This is a genomic window from Shewanella sp. SW32 (genome assembly GCF_025653365.1).
Lineage (GTDB): Bacteria > Pseudomonadota > Gammaproteobacteria > Enterobacterales > Shewanellaceae > Shewanella > Shewanella oncorhynchi.
Genome location: NZ_JAKKSJ010000001.1, coordinates 89,124 through 111,137 on the forward strand (window position 1 = coordinate 89,124; position 22,014 = coordinate 111,137).

The 22,014-nt window shown below is 47.3% G+C and carries 15 protein-coding genes; 8 read left to right on the top strand and 7 right to left on the bottom strand.

Annotated features, from left to right (window positions below; translation table 11 throughout):
- Positions 1-471: 471 nt before the first annotated feature.
- Together L5M28_RS00380 and L5M28_RS00385 are read right to left on the bottom strand one after the other, a co-directional pair.
- On the bottom strand, positions 472-777 hold the full coding sequence (locus L5M28_RS00380; RefSeq protein ID WP_263180964.1) for a DUF962 domain-containing protein: 306 nt from the start codon (positions 775-777) through the stop codon (positions 472-474).
- The gene (locus L5M28_RS00385; protein ID WP_028760619.1) at positions 770-1,408 is read right to left on the bottom strand and encodes a GNAT family N-acetyltransferase; all 639 of its coding nucleotides are present in this window, start codon (positions 1,406-1,408) and stop codon (positions 770-772) included. Before L5M28_RS00385 ends, L5M28_RS00380 begins: the two co-directional genes overlap by 8 nt.
- 150 nt (positions 1,409-1,558) lie before the next feature.
- On the opposite strand from L5M28_RS00385, the gene L5M28_RS00390 reads away from it, so the two are divergent.
- A complete protein-coding gene (locus L5M28_RS00390) occupies positions 1,559-1,792 on the top strand; it encodes a DUF2789 domain-containing protein (RefSeq protein ID WP_028760620.1) in 234 nt (77 codons plus the stop codon).
- Positions 1,793-1,803: 11 nt separating this feature from the next.
- Here the strand turns inward: L5M28_RS00390 and L5M28_RS00395 are convergent, their stop codons facing one another.
- Positions 1,804-2,211: a DUF3192 domain-containing protein gene (locus tag L5M28_RS00395; protein ID WP_173913131.1), complete on the bottom strand. Its 408-nt coding sequence runs from the start codon at positions 2,209-2,211 to the stop codon at positions 1,804-1,806.
- Positions 2,212-2,374: 163 nt separating this feature from the next.
- Between L5M28_RS00395 and L5M28_RS00400 the strand changes: the two genes are divergently transcribed.
- Positions 2,375-2,758, top strand: a complete 384-nt coding sequence (locus L5M28_RS00400) for an ELKS/Rab6-interacting/CAST family protein (protein WP_263172270.1) — start codon at positions 2,375-2,377, stop codon at positions 2,756-2,758.
- Positions 2,758-3,531, top strand: a complete 774-nt coding sequence (locus tag L5M28_RS00405) for a Zn-ribbon-containing protein (protein WP_263196744.1) — start codon at positions 2,758-2,760, stop codon at positions 3,529-3,531. Before L5M28_RS00400 ends, L5M28_RS00405 begins: the two co-directional genes overlap by 1 nt.
- Positions 3,532-3,626: 95 nt before the next feature.
- Here L5M28_RS00405 and syd read toward each other — a convergent pair whose 3' ends face one another.
- On the bottom strand, positions 3,627-4,277 hold the full coding sequence (syd, locus tag L5M28_RS00410; RefSeq protein ID WP_263196745.1) for a SecY-interacting protein: 651 nt from the start codon (positions 4,275-4,277) through the stop codon (positions 3,627-3,629).
- 59 nt (positions 4,278-4,336) lie between these two features.
- Here syd and queF point away from each other — a divergent pair, with 59 nt between their 5' ends.
- Complete coding sequence (gene queF, locus L5M28_RS00415) at positions 4,337-5,194, top strand: NADPH-dependent 7-cyano-7-deazaguanine reductase QueF (RefSeq protein ID WP_263180963.1); 858 nt, start codon at positions 4,337-4,339, stop codon at positions 5,192-5,194.
- A gap of 82 nt (positions 5,195-5,276) precedes the next feature.
- Here queF and L5M28_RS00420 read toward each other — a convergent pair whose 3' ends face one another.
- A complete protein-coding gene (locus tag L5M28_RS00420; RefSeq protein WP_263196747.1) occupies positions 5,277-6,218 on the bottom strand; it encodes a LysR family transcriptional regulator in 942 nt (313 codons plus the stop codon).
- Positions 6,219-6,341: 123 nt separating this feature from the next.
- Here L5M28_RS00420 and L5M28_RS00425 point away from each other — a divergent pair, with 123 nt between their 5' ends.
- A complete protein-coding gene (locus tag L5M28_RS00425) occupies positions 6,342-8,330 on the top strand; it encodes an alkyl/aryl-sulfatase (protein WP_263202078.1) in 1,989 nt (662 codons plus the stop codon).
- Positions 8,331-8,500: 170 nt separating this feature from the next.
- On the opposite strand, the gene L5M28_RS00430 is transcribed toward L5M28_RS00425, so the two are convergent.
- Together L5M28_RS00430 and L5M28_RS00435 are read right to left on the bottom strand one after the other, a co-directional pair.
- Positions 8,501-9,046, bottom strand: a complete 546-nt coding sequence (locus tag L5M28_RS00430; RefSeq protein ID WP_263202080.1) for a hypothetical protein — start codon at positions 9,044-9,046, stop codon at positions 8,501-8,503.
- A gap of 88 nt (positions 9,047-9,134) precedes the next feature.
- Complete coding sequence (locus L5M28_RS00435) at positions 9,135-10,004, bottom strand: 4'-phosphopantetheinyl transferase family protein (protein WP_317629989.1); 870 nt, start codon at positions 10,002-10,004, stop codon at positions 9,135-9,137.
- Positions 10,005-10,678: 674 nt separating this feature from the next.
- Between L5M28_RS00435 and L5M28_RS00440 the strand changes: the two genes are divergently transcribed.
- The 3 genes from L5M28_RS00440 to L5M28_RS00450 are packed head-to-tail and all read left to right on the top strand — an operon-like array spanning position 10,679 to position 21,983.
- Positions 10,679-11,548, top strand: a complete 870-nt coding sequence (locus L5M28_RS00440) for a transcriptional regulator (protein ID WP_263202081.1) — start codon at positions 10,679-10,681, stop codon at positions 11,546-11,548.
- Positions 11,545-19,707 carry a type I polyketide synthase gene (locus tag L5M28_RS00445; RefSeq protein WP_263202082.1) on the top strand — a complete coding sequence of 2,721 codons (8,163 nt, stop codon included), beginning with the start codon at positions 11,545-11,547 and terminating at the stop codon, positions 19,705-19,707. Before L5M28_RS00440 ends, L5M28_RS00445 begins: the two co-directional genes overlap by 4 nt.
- Positions 19,704-21,983 carry a PfaB family protein gene (locus L5M28_RS00450; RefSeq protein WP_263202083.1) on the top strand — a complete coding sequence of 760 codons (2,280 nt, stop codon included), beginning with the start codon at positions 19,704-19,706 and terminating at the stop codon, positions 21,981-21,983. The genes L5M28_RS00445 and L5M28_RS00450 overlap by 4 nt, the downstream gene beginning before the upstream one ends.
- Positions 21,984-22,014: the final 31 nt, after the last annotated feature.

The window sequence follows — 22,014 nt, forward strand, 5'->3', positions numbered from 1 at the left end:
TCGACACATCCTGTTTCGAGTTCATGCTTAATCCTTAAGCGTGTCCTGTATTCTTCCTGAAATTCATCATCCTGACGATACAAATCACTGTCCCTAATCATCCTTGAAAAGCAATCCTGCTTTTCCTTAGCCTATCCGAGGCGAATGACAGTTTTCCTACCGTCAGCGATTTCAACCTTGAAATCTTAATTCGTTGCTTCTTGCGTCCCTTTGGCCTGTTTCGCTTTCCTTGCTATCCATTTGCTTTGGCCATGAGTGAATTCTACGTTAACCCTAACGTTTTTGTTCGGCTCAAAGAACGGACTACAAAATTAATTACGGACCAACCAAAGAAAAATAAATACAAACCAATGATTCTATTTAAAATTAAATATTAAAGGACAAAAAACAATCAAAAAGAAAACATTATGTCCTACAACGTTTGTAAGCGATCTCTCACACGGGCATGGGCATCTCACTCTGGCAATTTTTTTAACGTTTAAAAAAGCGGCAGATCATCTGCGCAAACATCACCCAATCTGCCATCAAACTGTAAAAAGGATACTGAAATGTCGCGGGTCGATTCTTCTCAAATACGAAGTGTCCCACCCACGCAAAACCATAACCAACAATAGGAATGAACCAACATAGCCACCAGGCTTGTGAAACCAAGGCAATGCCAATCAGCAGCAGAACTAAACAACTGCCAACAAAGTGTAATTGCCGACAAATCGGGTGCTGGTGTTGGGATAAATAGAAAGGATAAAAATCGGCGAAACGTTTATAAGAGTTAGTCATCTTGTTGAACCGAATAGAATAAAAGCTGGCCATGGACACTGCCGATACTCAGCTCGCCTATGGATACAAAGTCATGCTGAGTAAACAGTTGCAAGTGGTTCTCCTGAGCGATAAACACACCAATGCCATCCAAATCAGGCTGCTCATCACACCAACTCACCACAGCTTGCACCAACTTATGTCCAAGTCCTTTGTGCTGTTCATTTGGTGCAAGAGCAATAAACTGCAAAATACCGCAGTGCTTACTGGGTAAAAGTTCAATAATACTGGACTCTTTGTTCATTAGTGCTTGAGTCGATTGCCAACCTGTACCTAACAACATCTTTAAGCGCCAATGCCAATAACGCCCTTCCCCTAAAGGCACTTCTTGAGTAACTACACAGGCTAACCCAAAGAGTCTTTCATGGTCGAATAAACCAATGAGGGCTTGTTTTTGTTGCCATAACGTATTGAGTTCTTCCCTGATTGCGGCGCGCAATTTTTGCTCATAAGCGGCTTTGTCTGAGGTAAAGAGTGAATCGACAAAAAAAGGATCATCATGGTAAGCGTTATAGAGAATAGAAGCGGCAATGCGTAAGTCTTCCGCGGTCAAATAGACTGCGCGGCAGTCCTCTAGAATTTCATTGTCCATCGTTAGCATTCCTTGACTTAGCTCACACTTTTTTATGCGTAACTGTTAATCTACCAAGGAAACTAAAAAGTGCAAATTTTAATCATAGATTGCATTTTTCAATCAGGCGCTTACTCTAAACGAAGGCACTATACTGAAAAGGAAATAATGATGGATACAACTCCAGTAGACTTAAGCCACTTGTTTGAGCAACTCGGTTTAGACAGTAGCGACGAGGCCATAGCGCAGTTTATTGCAACCCATGATATCGACCATCACATCCATTTAAGCCAAGCGCCCTTTTGGACCCCTGCCCAAAAGAGCTTTATCATTGAAGGTTTAGAAGCCGATGCCCTCTGGACTGAGCCCATTGAGCAATTAGACACTCAGCTACGTAAACGATAAGACTCGTTGGTTCAGATTTTACCGTAAGCCGTTTCACCCCAACCCACTAAGGCATTGTTGCTCAGCACGATAGGCGTGCATTCATCCTTAGTGGTTTTTCCATCGCCATTATTACGCTGGGTACGATAAAACAACACTAAGACTTCTTTATTGGCTTCACCTTGTTGAGCACTTTGTTGAATATAGGCTTCACTAAAATCAGCGGTGCCCATTAAGATTATCACTTGGTCTTTAGGCATGCCTAAGCTCAGTTTGGTTAAGTTAGTGCGATTTTTATCCTGCACTTTCTCCCAAGATTCGCTGCTATCCCAGCCCGATTCTCCATCACCGACATTGACCACGCAGCCGCTAAGACCTAAGCTTGCGAGCCCTAAAAAAGTGATGGCGATAAGTTTGTTATTTAATTTATGGTTCATCATGTGACATCCTGTGTAATTATTATTGAAGCTTAAAAATGGTATTTCGGCTGGACAATAAGCAAAATAAATGCCACAAGACAACACACTGTTTTTAAATGAAAAAATTAATTATTATTTTAAAATTGGTTTAAACAATTCAACAAATTAAGGAATTTTGCTAATTATGAGTCCCCTTGACCAAGTATTAGCGGCAGCACGTTCGCTCGAAGCCTGCGGTAAAGTACCGAGCCTTGCCTTAATTAAAACCCGTTTAGGTAGTAGCCTACCTTTACCTATATTGATCCAAGGCTTACAGCAATTTAAATCTATGCCTAAGGCGGATCGCGAGCGTTTAGCTGAGTTGCAAACTATCAGCCCTACAACTGACACTCCCGCAACTAACGATACCTTAACCCTTGCAGTGCTCGCCGAGCGCCTGCAGATACAACAGGCGTATTTTGAACGTCATGCTGAGCAGCAAAAAACAGAAATAATGCAATTAAAAAACGAACTGCTTGAACTTAAACAACGCATCAACTTATTAGAAATCCAAGGAAAAACAGCTTAATGTTTGTTACTGAACTGCGCTTCGAATGCTTCGCCGACACCACGATATCTGCCGCCGAGAAGGCCATTAATCAGCTCCTTGAAGCCTATCGAGCTAATGGCCAAATCTTAGGACGAGAATTTGCGGTCGCCTTTAATGACGGTGAGTTTAGAGTGCGTTTATTGATGCCAGAGAAAAGCAGTTTAGCGCACAAATATCACAGCCCTTGGGTCAAAAAAGCCTTAGTAGAATTAACCGACGCTAAACTACTCGCGCCGCGGGAAAAGTTTATTGGTCAGGATATCAATTCTGAAGTAAGTAATACCGAAACACCCAGCTGGCAACTGCTATACACCAGTTTTGTGCATATGTGCTCGCCCCTACGCAGCGGCGACACTTTATTGCCCATTCCCCTGTACCGTATACCCGCAACCTTTAATGGCGATCATAAACGTATTATCCGTTGGCAGAGCGAATGGCAAGCCTGCGACGAGCTGCAAATGGCGGCGGCCACCAAGGCTGAATTTGCCGCGCTAGAGGAATTATCGAGTCCTGACAGTGATTTATTTCGCAGAGGTTGGGATTTGCGCGGTCGTATCGAATATCTCACTCAGATCCCGACCTATTACTACTTATATCGCATTGGCGGCCAAGATTTGGCCTCAGAAAAAACGCGACCTTGCCCACGTTGTGGCAGTCATGATTGGAAACTCGATGAACCTTTATTGGATATGTTCCATTTTCGCTGCGAGCCTTGCCGCATAGTGTCGAATCTGTCTTGGGATCATCAATAACATCTGTTTATCCCCTTGCAGAACTCAACCTAAGATAAGCCAGGCTTAGGTTGAGTTAATACTTAGGTTGATAATAAAAATGTCGCTCACAGAAGTTAACGTTTACCGAAAAGGTTTTGCCACATACGTTTAAAACTGGCGAAAATACCAGGATGTTCTAATGCGGGCATAGGTAATTCTTCATGTTTAACGGGTGGTGCTATCCGTGGCGATAATGCTTCAATAAACGCAGTCAAACTCGAGGACAATTGCTCAGATTGCACTTCACCAGGGATTTCAATCCATACGCTACCATCACTGTTATTGATGGTGAGCATTTTATCTCCCTCATCTAACAGACCGATAAACCAAGTCGGTGACTGCTTCAGTTTTTTCTTCATCATCAGATGACCAATCAAGTTTTGTTGCAGGCAATTAAAATCGTCATCATTCCAGACTTGCAGTAACTCCCCTGTGCCCCACTTAGAGTCAAATAATACTGGGGCGGAGAAATAATGACCGTAAAAATCATTGATCTCTGGCCATAAAGTTAACTCCAGTGCATGCTCTACATTGGCGAAACTGCCTTCAACTTTGCGTTTCACTGGCTGCCAAGAAACGGCCTGTTCAAGATCCGGTTGAAATTCGCCTTGAATACACACAGAAGACTCACCCTGTGGGTAATAACGCGGTAGTTCACCTAAACTCGTTAAGTAAGCTTGATGATAGTTTTGCAAAAATTTATCGAGTGCGGGCAGACAAGACACTTAAGCACAATCCAATTTCAGGTATAATGTGCGCCTATTTTGACATGGAAACAGTATTGATGACACAGAATCACGATCCCTATAGTGATGCGCAAGCGCTTGTTGGCCTGACTTTAGGTAAAGCCACCGACTACCAAGCCGAGTATGATGCGTCGCTGCTGCAAGGGGTTCCACGCTCACTAAACCGTAATGCTATTGCACTCACTGGGACGTTACCGTTTCATGGTGCCGATATCTGGACGGGTTATGAGCTGTCTTGGTTAAATGCCAAAGGTAAGCCTATGGTGGCCATAGCTGAATTTCATTTAAGCTATGAAAGCCTGAATCTGATTGAGTCGAAATCGTTCAAACTGTATCTCAATAGCTTTAATCAAACCAAGTTTGATAACCTAGATTCACTGCAAAAAACCTTAGTGCAAGACTTAAGTCAGTGTGCTCAAGGTGATGTTAGCGTTAAGATTATCGAGCCAAAAAGCTTTGGTATTCAGCGTATTATTGAGTTACCAGGCACTTGTATTGACGATCTCGATATTGAAGTCAGCGATTATAGTTTTAATCCTGATTACTTAGTTAACAGTACAGACGATAAGCAAACGGTCGCGGAAACGCTTAATTCAAACCTGCTGAAATCCAACTGTTTGATCACTTCGCAACCCGATTGGGGCAGCGTGATGATCCGTTATCAAGGCCCTAAAATCGATCGCGAGAAACTGCTGCGCTATTTGATTTCTTTCCGCCAACATAACGAATTCCACGAGCAATGTGTCGAGCGAATTTTCGTCGATTTAAAACGTTTCTGTCATTGCACTAAATTGACGGTTTACGCCCGCTACACGCGTCGCGGTGGTTTAGATATCAACCCTTATCGCAGTGACTTCGAGCAACCAGGCGAAAGCCACAGACTCGCAAGACAGTAATGACCTTCTTAGGCTATTAGATTAACAATCTGAGATAGAAAATAAAATTTAAAAACTGCAACAAAGCTCTGAATCGCTAGCCCTAGCTGCTCGCTAGATTCAGAGCTTTTTTATTCACAGTGTTTGCACTCGTATTGAGCAATAAACGCCGTAACCATTGATGGCTCGGGTTTTGGGTATATTTACTGCTCCACACCATATACAAATCAATTGGCCGAGTTTTCAGGGGCATAGGTAAAATCTGTAAGCCGAACATCTCAGCGTACTGACTGGCGTACCGCAAAGGCGCTATGCCTATCGCCTCACTTTTGCCAACAGTTGCAAACATACTCAATAAAGATGATTGCTCACTGTACATTTTGCGCCTTGGTAACACACCTTCGGTAAACAAATCCCCTGCAGTCAAATTAAAACGCCGCATATTTAAAAAGACGTGTTTCTCCTCAAAATACTGCCCATGGGTAATAGCACCTTGAATACGAGGATGCTGCAAACTGACGATACAAACGAGGGTTTCGGTGAAGAGTAATTTGCTCGAGAGCAAACTTTGCTGCGCGGGCTTAATATCTATGGCAACGGCGACCCGCTCAAGCAAAATATCGCGATATAGCTCATCCTCCTGCGGCGGTGACTCGCGGAAAATGACTTCAATATCCGCATTCTGTAACAAAGCCTGCACGCCTGATTGCAGCGCTTCGATAACTGACTCATTAGCATATACATAAAAGCGCCGCTGGCTCGTGTTGGGATCAAAATGCTCAAACCCCAGTAATACGGTTTCAATATCCGCCATGGGCTGCTCAAATTTACGGTACATCTCCCGTGCCACCGATGTAGGCTCAATTCCCCGTCCAACTCGATTAAACAGTGACTCCCCGACCCAAGCCCTGAACCGGCTTATCGCATTGCTCACGGAAGACTGAGTTAAATCTAACTCCTGTGCCGCTTGGGTGAATGAACGAGTACGGTAAACCACCATAAACACGCGTAATAAATTTAAATCTAATGGCTTTCGTGTCGGCATAAGGGAGTGCACTCATTCACTATATGAATATTACAACCCAAGCTAACTCGAGTTATCTAAATACACAAGCTGGCTATACTCAAACCATCAACGACACTATCCCACTTTTCGGTAGGTAAAATAATGCAAAAATCTTTGATGACAATGAGTATTATCGCAAGCTTCTCTTTAAGCGCCGTGGCCGCTGAACACGAGCATGAACATATCAGCCTGCACTATCAGGGAAAGCCTGCCACCGAGCAAACCATTGCGGTAAATAAAACCTCAGCAGCAAGCCTTAATTTTGCTGACAAAAAAGCCTTTGAAGAGTTTTCTAAAAATCTTATTGCTGAACTCGATGAACCAACAGCAGCCATTTTACGTGCCGATTTCAGCTTTATTGGCGACAAAACCCCAGACACAGTAAACCCTTCACTTTATCGCCAAGCTCAATTGAATATGGTGTCTAACGGCTTATACAAGGTCACAGATGGCATTTATCAAGTGCGTGGCACAGACTTATCGAACTTAACCCTTATCCGCGGTAAAACAGGCTGGATCCTTTATGACGTGCTGCTGACCAAAGAAGCGGCAAAATTATCCCTCGAATTTGCACTAAAACACTTGCCCGAGGGCAATAACTTACCCGTAGTCGCAATGATTTATTCCCACAGTCATGGAGATCATTTTGGCGGATCCCGCGCCATCAAAGACATGTTCCCAAACGTCAAAGTCTATGGTTCCAATAACATCACCAAAGAAATTGTCGACGAAAACGTCCTCGCTGGTAATGCCATGAGCCGCCGCGCCGCCTATCAATACGGCGCAACATTAGAGCGAAACGATCAAGGCATTGTCGATGCCGCACTTGCTAAGGGATTATCCAAAGGCGAAGTGACCTACGTTAAACCCGATGTCACCTTAAATGCCAAAGATAAGTGGGAAACACTCACCATTGATGGTATAGACATGGTGTTTATGGATGCCTCAGGCACAGAAGCCGCCTCGGAAATGGCCACCTATATTCCCTCAATGAAAGCATTGTGGACCGCAGAGCTCACCTACCACGGCATGCACAACATTTATACCTTACGCGGGGCAAAAGTTCGAGATGCGATAAAATGGTCTAAGGATATCAACGAATTACTGACCCATTTTGGTAATGATGCACAGGTTATATTCACTGCCCACTCAGCCCCCGTATTTGGCAATACTGATATAAACCAATACTTAAGAATGCAAAGGGATAACTATGGCCTAGTGCATAATCAAACCCTGCGTTTAGCTAATAATGGCGTGGGTATTCAAGATATTGGCGATGCGATTCAAACCACTATCCCTAAGGCTGTGCGCGATACTTGGTACACCAATGGTTACCACGGTACCTACAGCCATAATGCCAAAGCCGTGTACAACATGTACCTTGGCTATTTCGATATGAATCCCGCCAACTTAAACCCACTACCGACAAAAGATGAAGCGACGAAATTTGTGGAGTATATGGGCGGTGCCAAAGCCGTAGTGAAACACGCCAAAGCCGACTATGCCCAAGGCGAGTACCGTTTTGTGGCCACCGCACTCAATAAGGTCGTGATGGCAGAACCTAATAATAAAGAGGCAAGACAATTACTTGCCGATACCTATGAGCAACTGGGTTATCAAGCCGAAGGGGCTGGCTGGCGCAACATTTACCTCACTGGCGCCCAAGAGTTACGCGTAGGCATTCAACCCGGCGCGCCTAAATCGGCCTCAGCAGATATTTTAGGAGAAATGGACATATCGACCCTGTTTGACTTCCTCGCCGTAAAAGTCGATAGCCTCAAAGCTGCTGAACTTGGGCTAACCAGGCTTAATGTGATTAACCCCGACACCCAAGAAACGCTCTATGTTGAACTAAGTAACGGTAATTTAAGCAATATTAAGGTTGATAAACCGATGGAGGCCGATGCCAATCTTTATATTGATAAACGCTATATTACGGGGATTTTACTCGGAAAAGTCACACTTAAAGAATTACTGGCTAAGGGTACTGCCAAGTTAGAGGGTGATAAAGATGCCTTCGGTAAGATAGCGTCGACCTTAGTAAAGTTCGATGAAAGCTTTGAAATCGTCCCACTACCAAGCACGAAATAACCAAATCAACGCCCTGAACCTTCAGGGCTTTTTTATGGAAAAATCACACTAGCACTAACCATTCTGACACTTGGCGAGTCGTGTTCTGTAAGCAAGAGTGAAGTACGGATAGCCATTTGCACGACATGTTCTCTCGTGCAATCTTTAAAGGCCAGATTAAAGTAAGAGAATTAATTCGCTGACTCTGGCGTTGGGACTGAAGTTTTGCACTCAAGCAATAACTGCTGAAAATGCGCGCCTAAGTCTTGCTTGGCAAATTGCTCGCTCGCGGTCACCATTTGCTTAAGGCTTTGTAAGGCTTGATCTAAACCTTGTTGCTCGATAAGACTTTTAGCATAGGCCGCCGCATCGGCGCCCTTTTGTAGCAAGCTCGCGACCTGATCAAAACTGATGTCTTGCTCCATTACTTTCTGTAAGTCACCCAGCAGTTCTGCCACCTTAGCCGACTCCACCAGCGAGCCTTCAACATTGACTAACTTACCCAGCGGATCTTGGCTGAGTTTTTCAGCCACACAGGCCGAAACTGTGCCTGCTGCCGCGCTTTGAGCCACAACATCTAAGCCATTGGCACGAATTTGCTCAACCACTTGCTGCAACTGTGGATCTTGGGCTAACCAAGCCTGCTCCAATTGCTGCTTTTCATCGCCACCAAAATAACCACAACCAGATAGCAACACCATCATAGTGGCAGGTATTAGGCACTTAATCCGTTTCATTGTTAAACCTCATTTATTTCATTCAAATTCAAAATATTATGGGCGTGACTATACCCAGCAATGTTTAACCGAAGATGAATAAGACCAGTTAACCATAATTGGCAAGTAAGGCTTCTATGCTGCTCAGTTGCGCCGTTAGCATTATGGAAATCTCGGTGTTACCAGCATGCCCTAAGCTCACGGCAAAACGGTACTCCTCGGTCAAACGCCCAAAATAGGTTTGCCAATACAATGAACTTGCATCAATGGTTTGCAGCGGGATATTAGGATAGACACTCAGCAAAGGCGCCACACCATAGAACGACATCAACGCTGCATCTTGGCATCTAAGCTCAACCGATCCGGCCACCAATTGCTCAAACGGCTTAAGCTCAAAGGCAAAAGATTTAAGCGACTGCGCTAAACCTAGGCCAGTCGCCTTAATATAGGATTCCTTTAACGCCCATAAATCGAAAAAGCGCTGCCGCTGACTCGCTTCATCGGCGAGAGCGAGCAAGGCTGACGTTTCTTGGGGAGAAAAATAATGATTTAGGATTGGATAGATATCCGTCTTCGGCCGCGCTCTTTCAATATCTACCCCAAATAGACCAGACTCAACACCATGAAACTGAGTCACACCAATCAATAACCAATCGTCGCTATGGCTTAGGTTAAACTCAAGCCCCGTTTGCTGTTGCAATTTTGCCGTTAAACTCGGCTTACCCTTAGCGCCATATTCAAAACACCACTCGTGTGGCGATAAATCCGCATAGCGAGATAACACGGCCCGCAACGCTGCCCTGACCTGTAATCCCTTCATTTGCGCCTTGGGATCGCGATAACGCGCGACCTTGGCGAGTTCATCATCACTTAACCAAGACTGAGCGAGTGATATTTGCGGCAATGAAATATCGCTCAGTGGAATAAAAAATAGATCCACATTCACGCCGTTTTTGCTAGATGTTCTGGAGTCGGTCATTTGAGAGCCTTGCAGGACAAAGCCTTGCGGCTGATGATTACCATTGTCTGGCTTTTGGGAGAGCACTTAGCAACATTCTTATCTGGGTATTGTCTTGGTTCATCGTTCTCTGATTTCATTATGCATCTTAAATAGTTTCAACTAAGCCCTATTTCAATTCTTAGCCACGCTCTAATAAGAGCAATTCTTAGCAACTCTCTAATTAGAGCAATTCTTAGAACGACTCTGAACGCCATCCTAAGCGCAAATTTTTGCTGCAATTGCGCCAAGATTTTGCGCCCAAATTAACAGGTTTAGCCGCACAGTCTCATTCATGACGAAAGGGACGTAAGCCAATATTGGGCTATTTTACCCCGCTAACCCAAAAAAGCGGCCTTTATCGATCCTAAAAATTTAACTCTTCCACTATCAAAGTATTAAAAAGCCCAAGCGGTCAGCGAAAACCCAACATAACGCACAGAAAATACCATTACTCAACGAAAGCCAATAAATTCCAGTCCCAGATGATTGTATCGACCCGAAACCTCAGGTAATCTGCATCCCCATTAAGTGACACAGATGATAAGCACAGGTTTTACGATGAGTGTCACTATGTTCTTCAAGAGTGCCACAGCTGACTCAGCCAAAATGGCTTCTCAGTCCCAATAGATTATGTCGGATGATAATTATTATTAATGGCAGCTCGCGACTCTCAATCTAAAGCGCCGTCTTACGCCCCCAAGAGCACGACTCAAGCGGCGAAAAAAGACAGCGCACCTCGGCATCGCAACGCCACCACCACGCCTGAAATGCGACTCTTTATCCAGCAATCGGATCTGAGCGTCAGCCAGCTGGCAAAAATTTTAAATATTACTGAGGCAACAGTCCGCAAATGGCGGAAACGTGAGTCCATTAGTAACAGTTCGAACACGCCCCATCACCTCAATACCACGCTCACGCCGATGGAAGAATATGTGGTGGTGGGATTACGCTATCAACTCAAACTCACCTTAGATAGATTGCTCAACGTCACCCAAACCTTTATTAATCCCAATGTGTCGCGCTCCGGTCTTGCCCGTTGCTTAAAGCGCTATGGCATATCGCGCCTCGATGAATTTGAAGCACCGCAAGTCCCCGAACGCTATTTTAATCAATTGCCTGTGACGCAAGGCAGCGATATCCAAACCTATACGGTCAATCCAGAAACCTTGGCTAAAGCCCTCGCATTGCCGAGTACCGACGGCAATACTGTGGTGCAAGTGGTGTCACTCACCATACCGCCGCAACTCACAGAGCAAGCACCAAGCTCAGTACTATTAGGCGTAGACACAGCAAGTGATTGGATTTACCTCGATATTTATCAAGACAGCAATACCCAAGCGACCAATAGATATATCGCCTATGTCCTCAGACATGGGCCGTTTCATTTACGAAAGTTGCTCGTTCGCAACTATCACACCTTCTTAGCCCGTTTTCCCGGTGCCCATGGCACGCCAAAGACAAACGCGGCTAAATCCCAAAACAAGGTCACCGAATCTAGGTCGACCCGTGGAGACTCTTTATGAGCCATACCCCTTCTGTACCTCATTCAACCACTGACTCAAAAGCTGAGTCAAAAAAAGATAAACGACTCAACAAACGCTTAAAAGATATGCCCGTTGCCATCGTCGGCATGGCCAGCATCTTCGCCAACTCACGCTATTTAAATAAATTTTGGGATTTGATCAGCGAAAAAATCGATGCCATTACTGACATCCCAGACACCCATTGGCGCGCCGAAGATTACTACGATGCCGACAAAAGCAAAGCCGATAAAAGCTACTGTAAACGCGGTGGTTTTTTACCAGAAGTCGACTTCAATCCAATGGAATTCGGTCTGCCGCCCAATATTCTTGAGCTGACAGATACCTCGCAACTGCTGTCGCTGATTGTCGCCAAAGAAGTGCTCGCCGATGCTAATCTGCCCGCCGATTACGACCGTGACCGTATCGGCATCACCCTAGGCGTGGGCGGTGGTCAAAAAATCAGTCAGAGCTTGAACTCGCGCCTGCAATATCCAGTGCTAAAAAAAGTATTTAAAAGCAGCGGCCTGAGCGATGAAGACAGCGAAATGCTGATCAAAAAGTTCCAAGACCAATATATCCACTGGGAAGAAAACTCTTTCCCTGGGTCCTTAGGCAACGTGATTGCAGGCCGTATCGCCAACCGGTTTGATTTTGGCGGCATGAACTGTGTGGTCGATGCTGCCTGTGCGGGCTCGCTTGCCGCTATGCGTATGGCGCTAACTGAACTGACCGAAGGTCGCAGCGACATGATGATCACTGGCGGTGTCTGTACCGATAACTCGCCGTCCATGTACATGAGCTTCTCAAAAACGCCAGCCTTCACCACTAACGAAACCATTCAACCCTTTGATATCGATTCAAAAGGCATGATGATCGGCGAAGGGATCGGCATGGTCGCGCTTAAACGCCTTGAAGATGCCGAGCGCGATGGCGACCGAATTTATGCCGTCATCAAAGGCGTTGGCGCCTCATCTGACGGTAAGTTTAAGAGTATTTATGCGCCGCGCCCTGAGGGCCAAGCTAAAGCTCTCGAACGCGCTTACGACGATGCAGGTTTTGCCCCGCACAGCATTGGCTTAGTTGAAGCCCATGGCACGGGTACTGCCGCAGGTGATGTGGCTGAATTTAATGGCTTAAAATCAGTATTTGCCCAAGGCAACGACACAAATCAACATATCGCGTTAGGTTCAGTGAAATCCCAAGTGGGCCACACTAAATCCACAGCAGGCACTGCTGGGGTGATCAAAGCCGCGCTAGCGCTGCACCACAAGGTATTGCCTGCGACCATTAACGTCAGCCAGCCCAATCCAAAACTGAATATCGAAAGCTCACCATTCTATTTAAATACCGAAACTCGCCCATGGTTCCAGCGCGCCGATGCAACGCCGCGCCGTGCAGGTGTAAGCTCCTTTGGTTTTGGCGGCACCAACTTCCATCTCGTATTAGAAGAATACAAACCTGAGCACAGCCGCGATGAGCAATATCGTCAGCGCAGTGTGCCGCAGACACTATTATTTGCCGCAGCCAATAAAGCCGCGCTGCTTAGCGAGTTAAAAGCTGCGCTGAGCCAAAGCGTGAACACAAGCGCAAACGCGAATAAGAGCAGCGCTGCGAGCCTGAACGCTATCGCTCAGCAATATCCGCTGCGCCCGCTGGCAGACACAGATGCCCGTTTAGGTTTTGTTGCTAAGGATATCGCACAGCTGCAAGCTCAGTTAAATCAAGCCATCTCTCATCTAGAAAGCAGTGGGCATTTAGAAAGCGGGCACCTAGAAACCAGTGCAATTGAAGTGTGGCAATTACCTTCTGGCATCAGCTACCGCGCAAAAGCTTTAGTCACTGAAACCAATAGCAAGAATGACTCCAATAAAGTGGCTGCCCTGTTTGCCGGTCAAGGTTCACAGTACCTGAACATGGGCCGCGAACTCGCCTGCCATTTCCCTGAAATGCGCCAACAAGTGATGGCCAGCGATAAAGTATTTGCTCACCACGGCCAAACACCGTTATCCAACATCCTTTACCCTATTCCGGCATTCGATGCCGATGCGGTGAAAGCCCAAGAAGCGGCGCTGACCAATACCCTGTTCGCCCAAAGCGCCATAGGCGCGGTTTCAATGGCGCAATATTCGCTATTAACGCAAGCGGGTTTTGCCCCCGATATGGTGGCGGGTCATAGCTTTGGTGAATTGTCAGCCCTTTGCGCGGCAGGCGTGATTTCCAATGAGGATTACGTCGAACTGGCCTTCGCCCGCGGACATGCCATGGCGCAAGTGCCGAGCGATACTGGGACTCAAGTTGATTTAGGAACCATGTTCGCGATTATTCTTAAGCAAAAGAATGATATCGATGCGATCAATAGCTGTTTAGCCCAGTTTGATGGCGTTAAAATTGCCAACTACAACGCGCCGACGCAATTAGTCATCGCAGGTGGCACAGAGCAAACTCAGCTGGCCGCGAAAGCCATTAGTGAACTGGGCTTTAAAGCGATTGCCCTGCCTGTCTCAGGCGCGTTCCATACTCCATTGGTTGGACACGCACAAAAACCCTTTGCCAAAGCCATTGATAAAGCAAAATTTAGCGCACCTTCAATCGCACTTTATGCCAACGGCACGGGTCAATTGCACCCAAGCGATGGCAAAGCGATTAAAGCAGAATTTAAGCAACACATGCTGCAATCGGTTCGCTTTAGCGAACAACTGCAGGCCATGTATGACGCTGGCGCCCGTGTGTTTGTTGAGTTTGGCCCTAAGAACATACTGCAAAAGTTAGTTGAAAATACCTTAGGTGAACACTTAAATGAGCTTTGCCTTGTCAGCATGAACCCGAATCCTAAGGGCGACAGTGACAGTCAATTACGCTTAGCCGCAGTACAACTCGCGGTAGCCGGTGTGGCGTTAACTGAGGTTGACCCCTATCAAGCCGTCACCTCACAAGAGATTGCCGAGCGTGAAGCGCCATCGGCGATGAACATCAAACTCACCGCCACTAACCATATTAGTGCTGCGACCAAAGCTAAGATGGCCAAATCCCTCGCCACAGGCAGCGTGACTAGCCAAGTGCAATATGTGGATCGCATCGTTGAAACGGTTGTCGAAAAAATCGTTGAGAAAGAAGTCATCGTCGAAAAAGTGGTTGAAAAAATAATAGAAGTGGAAGCGAATCAAGTGGCAACTGTTGAAATGAAACAAAAATCCCCAAGCGTGACGCAAGGCTTAAGCAATCACCAGCAACAAGCGACGGCGCAATTGAACCCAAGCGTCAGCGGCGATGCATTAACGGCATTTTTCAGCGCACAATCTCAAGCGGCGCAGTTGCATCAACAGTTTTTAGCTATCCCGCAGCAATATGGCGATACCTTCACGACACTGATGACAGAACAAGCCAAGATGGCAAGCCTTGGCATTGCAATCCCAGAAAGCCTGCAACGCTCGATGGAAATGTTCCACCAGCATCAAGCGCAAACCCTGCAAAGCCACGCCGAATTTATGCAACTGCAAAGCAGTAGCAGCCAAGCGGCCTTGGCCATGTTAAACAATGCACCGATTAACTTTACTCCAGCAGTTGCAAGTCAGCCACGAGCAACTGCGCCGGCTCCAGCACCTTTTGCTGCATCGACAGTTGCGCACAATGCCGCACCAGTAGCGGCTCAGGCTGTTGCGACGAGACCAGCAATTAACACACCTGTTGCGCCTGTTGTGCAAACCGCTCCCGTTGCTTATGCACCAGCTGTGACTGTACAAGTTGCGCCTGCCGCTCCTGCATTAGTCATGCCTGCTGTAGTGATGCCAGAAGTGACACCTGCGGCACCAGCAACGAGCGGCTTAAGTGCTGCACTTGTTCAACAAACCATGATGGCTGTGGTTGCAGATAAAACAGGCTACCCCACTGAAATGCTGGAACTTGGCATGGATATGGAAGCCGATTTAGGTATCGATTCGATTAAGCGCGTTGAAATTTTAGGCACAGTACAAGACGAACTGCCGGGCTTACCTGAACTCAGCCCAGAAGATCTAGCAGAGTGTCGTACCTTAGGTGAAATCGTTGACTACATGCAAAGTAAGCTTACACAAAATGACAAGCTTCCAGCAGTGGGTTCAATTATCGTAGCGCCTATTACTGCTGCAAATGTGGCAACTCAAGTGGCAACAGCCGCACCTGCCGTTAACGGTTTAAGCGCTGCGTTAGTACAACAAACCATGATGGCTGTGGTGGCTGACAAGACAGGCTATCCGACTGAAATGCTGGAACTTGGCATGGATATGGAAGCCGATTTAGGTATCGATTCTATTAAGCGCGTTGAAATCTTAGGCACAGTACAAGACGAACTGCCGGGTTTACCAGAGCTCAGCCCAGAAGATTTGGCTGAGTGCCGTACCTTGGGTGAAATCGTTGACTATATGAACTCTAAGCTTCCAGCAGTGGGTTCAATTATCGTAGCGCCTATTACTGCTGCAAATGTGGCAACTCAAGTGGCAACAGCCGCACCTGCCGTTAACGGTTTAAGCGCTGCGTTAGTACAACAAACCATGATGGCTGTGGTGGCTGACAAGACAGGCTATCCGACTGAAATGCTGGAGCTCAGCATGGATATGGAAGCCGATCTAGGTATCGATTCAATTAAGCGCGTTGAAATCTTAGGCACAGTGCAAGACGAGCTGCCGAGTTTACCTGAGCTCAGCCCAGAAGATTTGGCTGAGTGCCGTACCTTGGGTGAAATCGTTAACTACATGAACAGCAAATTGCCAGTAGTTAGCGTGGTAGCAGTTGCACCAGCGGCAAACGTTGAAGCAACGCCTGCACAAGTTCCAGCGAATAACGGTTTAAGCGCTGCCTTAGTGCAACAAACCATGATGGCTGTGGTGGCTGACAAGACTGGCTATCCGACTGAAATGCTGGAGCTCAGCATGGATATGGAAGCCGATCTAGGTATCGATTCTATCAAGCGCGTTGAAATCTTAGGCACAGTGCAAGATGAGCTACCGGGCTTACCTGAGCTGAATCCTGAAGATCTGGCCGAGTGTCGCACCTTAGGCGAAATCGTTGACTACATGAACAGCAAACTACCTGCGGTTGGCTCGATTTCAACTACAACAACAGCGCAAGTCACTGTTACCGCTACAATAAATAACGGCTTAAGTGCTGCACTTGTCCAACAAACCATGATGTCAGTAGTGGCCGACAAGACGGGCTATCCCACTGAAATGCTGGAACTCAGCATGGATATGGAAGCCGATTTAGGTATCGACTCCATCAAGCGCGTTGAAATTTTAGGCACAGTGCAAGACGAGCTACCGGGTTTACCTGAACTCAATCCTGAAGATCTGGCCGAGTGTCGCACCTTAGGTGAAATAGTTAGCTATATGCAAGGTAAGCTAGGCCAAAACGCGGTAAGCCAGAATGCCGCGCCAGTTAGCACTGTCGTTCAGCCTGAACCTACTATCGATTTACCGCCACACAGTGAGGTAGTGCTAAAAAAGTTGCCAGCGGCGGCTGAGCTAACGCAACTATCGTCAAAGCAATCGTCAAAGCAATCAGCGCAACAAGCTGTGACACGAACTTTCGCTAAAGATGCCTGCATTATCATTAGCGATGATGGCCACAATGCTGGCGTACTTGCCGAAAAATTGCATGCTCAAGGTCTAACGGTTGCGGTTGTGCGCTCGCCTGAAAGCCTTGTGGCCAGTGCATCACCGCTCAATAGCCACATTGCCAGCTTCACATTGGCGGCGATTGACGATGCCAACATTGGTGCAGTAATTAATGAGATCAAAAGCTTAGGTACGGTTGTAGGCTTTATTCATCTGCAACCACAACATAAAACCTCAGCAGATACTAAAGGTTTAGTGCTGTCGAATGCCGCCAAGGCATCTGTCGAGCAAGCATTCTTGTTCGCCAAGCACTTACAACCGTTTTTAACAACAGCAGCAACCGCCAATACTGGTAGTAGTTTTATCAGCGTCAGTCGTATCGACGGGGGTTTTGGTTATCTTAACCACAGCCAAATTGCCCGCAGCGAGTTAAACCAAGCAGCATTGGCAGGTCTAACGAAAACCTTGAGCCACGAGTGGCCAAGCGTGCATTGCCGAGCCTTAGATATCGCGCCAGCACTTGATGCCAAGCAACTGGCCAATGCAGTGATCGCTGAGCTATTTGCAACAGATAAGCTATTAGAAGTCGGTGTTAGCCAAGGCGCAGCCCAAGCACTTGAGCGTGTGACCTTAGTTGCAGGCAAGGCTGATACCCGCCACGGCGCTGCAAACTTGACGAGTGCAGATAAAATACTGGTGACCGGCGGCGCAAAAGGCGTGACCTTTGAATGTGCGCTAAGTTTAGCTAAACGCAGCAAGGCGCACTTTATCCTTGCTGGCAGAAGCAGCCAACAAGCCATTCCCGCTTGGGCACAGGGTAAGAATAACAGTGAACTTAAAGCCGCAGCTATTTCCCACATTCAAAGCTTGGGCGAGAAACCCACGCCAAAACAAGTGGATGCCTTAGTATGGCCAGTTCAAAGCAGCCTAGAAATTGCAGCCGCACTGCAAGCCTTTACCGCTGTGGGCGCGAGCGCCGAGTACTTAAGTCTCGATGTTAACAATCCCGATGCGATCGCCAGCACGATAGTGCCGATCACCGAGTTGTCGCCTATTACTGGCATCATCCATGGTGCGGGCGTACTCGCCGATAAACATATCCAAGACAAAACCTTAGATGAGTTAGCACGGGTGTATGGCACTAAGGTCACAGGCATTAGCAATCTGCTTGCCGCACTGGATTTAGATAAAGTAAAACTGATCGCCCTGTTCTCTTCGGCGGCGGGTTTTTACGGCAATACCGGCCAAAGCGATTACGCTATGTCCAACGACATACTCAACAAAGCCGCACTGCAACTGGCGCAGCAACTGCCAAATGCCAAAGTGATGAGCTTCGATTGGGGTCCGTGGGACGGCGGCATGGTGAATCCTGCGCTGAAAAAGATGTTTATGGATCGCGGTGTTTATGTGATCCCGCTAAAGGCAGGCGCTGAGTTATTTGCGAGCCAATTACTGAGCAACACAGGCGCACAATTGCTGGTCGGTACTGATATGCAAGGCACAGTTCCAAGTGACGAGCAAGCAACTCAAGGTAGCAATCTAAAAAAGCCTGAAGCGGATCTGACCACTGACGCGTCGGATCCGCATGCTTTGGCATCAACACTTGCTGCAATCGCTTTCACGCGACCGCTAACACTGCAGCGTACACTGGACCCTAAGGCAATAATCTTTATTGAAGATCACTGCATTAACGGTAATCCCGTATTACCGACTGTGTGCGCGATTCAGTGGATGCGTGAAGCCGCCTTTGATGTGCTCAAGCAGCCTGTCAAAGTGCAAAGCTATAAGCTGTTGAAGGGCATTATTTTCGACACTGCCGTGTTACAAAATGGAGTGTTAGAAAGTGCAGCCCCCATCACGCTGGAACTTGAGCTAACGCCCTTGGATAATGCACAAGCATTCAATGCCTTAATCAGCTTTGAAGGTCGTCCGCAATATCAAGCTATCCTAGTCGTTGATGATGCCGTTGATGACGCAGCTAGCAAACACTTAGCCACTAACAGCAAAGCAACTGCTTTTGACGCGCACAGTTTGGCAGGACTTTCTGTCATCACAACCGCGAGCAGCCTTTACAGCGACGGCACGCTTTTCCACGGTCCAAGACTGCAAGGTATTGAGTCTGTGTTGAAGTTTGACGATGCAAGCTTAATCGCCAAGGTGAGCCTACCCCATGTTACGTTAGCAGACTGCGGGAGTTTTGTGCCCAATCTGGCCCCTAAAGGCTCACAAGCCTTTGCGGAAGATTTGTTGCTGCAGGCGATGCTGGTGTGGGCGAGACTCAAATATGGCGCGGCGAGTTTGCCATCAAGCATTGGGGAGTTTATTTCCCATGCGCCGTTTGCCTTTGGCGATAAAGGGTATCTAGTGCTCGAGGTGGTAAAACACTCAGGCCGTGCCCTTGAAGCCAATATCACGCTGTATCATCAAGATGGCCGCTTAAGCTGCGAGATGAACAACGCCAAAGTCACCATCAGCAAAAACCTTAACGGTGCATTCTTAGCTAATAAAGTTGCTGCTAATCAAACCGCTGCGAATAAAGCCATTGAAAGCGTGGAGGCAAAAGTCGAGTGAATTTAGCCCACACTTTAGCAACGACCCATAGCGGCCCAGCTGACACGGCTATGACTGAAAAGCTTGCCAAGCCATTGCGTATTGCAGTGTTGCTTGGCGATGCGGTCAATCTTTCCCCTCACTCAGCCCAAGTATTAGGGACGTTTGAGGAACGTGAAAGAGTTCAGATTTGCGCTGCCGATGCCAACCAATCAACAGTACATGTGCCGACAGCTCATGAACCAAGAGGGCATGAACCGTCAGTGCATGAGCAAAGCTCGCTCACTGCCTTGTTAGGCCAAGCAACAACAGCCATTGAGCAAGGCAAGCTCGTTGAACTTAAATTCAATGATGGGGAACAGGCACAGCCTTTTACTCAATCGCTGTATTTGCTCGATGGTTTACGCGCCGCCAAACTGCGCCTTCACGCCCACGCGTTCATTGCAGGCTTTGCCGCAGGCAATGAGGCAACAAGTGGCGAGAATGCGACTGTTGCTAATACGGAAGCAGTTGCTAACACGGCGGCTGTTGCTAATGCGGCATTAGCGGCGGCAAAGCGCAATCCAGCACAAACCGTTCAGCATCAGCTTATCGCCAACACGCTCAACGAAGCATTTGTTGCGCTGCGCCAAGGTGTAACCGCCCTCGCCGCACGAACACAAGCGCCGCTTTATGGCAAAGAAGGGGAAAATCAGCAAACGGGCTATTGGTTTAGCGACCAACATCAAGCGCGGGTGTTGTGCCTAAATCTTGTAGCAAAAACGTCAAGTCAAACGGATGAATCTCGACATCTAAACCAAAGTATTGTGCTGACCCAAGGCTCACAAGTTATCGTGCCCAAAGCCCTTGTTGATAAAAACCGGCTGTTTGTGCCGATAAGTGATGACAGTATTTATGAGCTAAAAGCAAAGCTGTTTCAGCTGCTTAGTTCACTAGAGATTGGCGCACTAAACACGTCATTTGCATCACATCAACTCGCATTCTGGTTTGAACGCTATGATGCCAACGCACCACTAGCATTAGTCTTAATGGCAGCATCGATTGATGATCTCAAACTTGAAGCTAAGGCCATGCTTACGGCGCTTGAAAATGATGCGGTGCGTCATCATGGTCAACACTTTAAGACACCAGCGGGCAGCTGCTTTACCGCTAAGCCGCTAGGGGATGCGGGGCTCACCTTCGTGTATCCCGGCGTTGGCACGGTTTACGCCAATATGTTCAATAACTTGCATGAATATTTCCCCACGCTGTATCACCAGCTAGAACGTGAAGGCGATTTAAGCGCCATGCTGCAATCACCGCAGATTTATGCGGCAGATGTTAAAACCGCAGCTGGCATGAGCTTAAGTCAGCAAGCGATTAGTGGCGTGGGCGCCAGTTACCTATTCACTAAGCTGTTGACCCAAGTCTTTAATATTAAACCAAAAATGGCGCTGGGTTACTCAATGGGCGAAGCAGCCATGTGGGCCAGCCTAGATGTGTGGCAAACACCCCATGCTATGATCAACGCCACCGAAAATAGTGATATTTTCAACCATGCCATTTCTGGCGAGCTAACCGCAGTCCGCCGAGCGTGGCAGCTTGCGGATAATGAAGCCATAGTGTGGAACAGCTTTGTGGTGCGCGCTGATAGCCATGAAATCAAGGCATTATTGCCAGAGTTTCCTCGTGCTTATTTAGCCATCACTCAAGGTGATACTTGCGTCATTGCAGGCTGCGAAACAAGCTGCAAAGCCCTGCTTGCCACGTTAGGCAAACGCGGGATTGCCGCCAATCGCGTCACGGCCATGCATACCGCACCTGCCCTGTTAGTCCATGGGCAAGTACAAGATTTCTATACTCAAGCAGTGAAACCTGAGGCGCTGGAAGCGGCGGCGCAAGATTCCCCTATTCGCTTTATTAGCGCAGCGCAAACTGCGCCAGTAACCGTTGATAGTCACAGCATTGGCCGCGCGATTGCCGATACCTTTTGTTCGCCACTCGACTTTAGTGCACTCATTCAAAATGCCACTGAGCAAGGCGCAAGGCTATTTGTCGAAGTGGGCGCCGATAGGCAAACCAGCACACTCATAGATAAAATCAGCCATGCCCATGCAGGCCAAAGCACGGTAAACGAGGCAACAGCCGCCATTGCCTGCAATGCCAAAGGTGCCGATGCGATTACCAGCTTACTCAAGTGTTTAGCTCAACTGATAAGCCACAGAGTACCGCTGTCGCTCGCGTCGCTCATGCAGCCATTAAGTGCTAACGCAGCCCCTTTATCATCAGCAGTATCACCAAAAGGAGAACCCCTGTGAGTTCTCAGCATTCCCCTACTATTGATAAAAC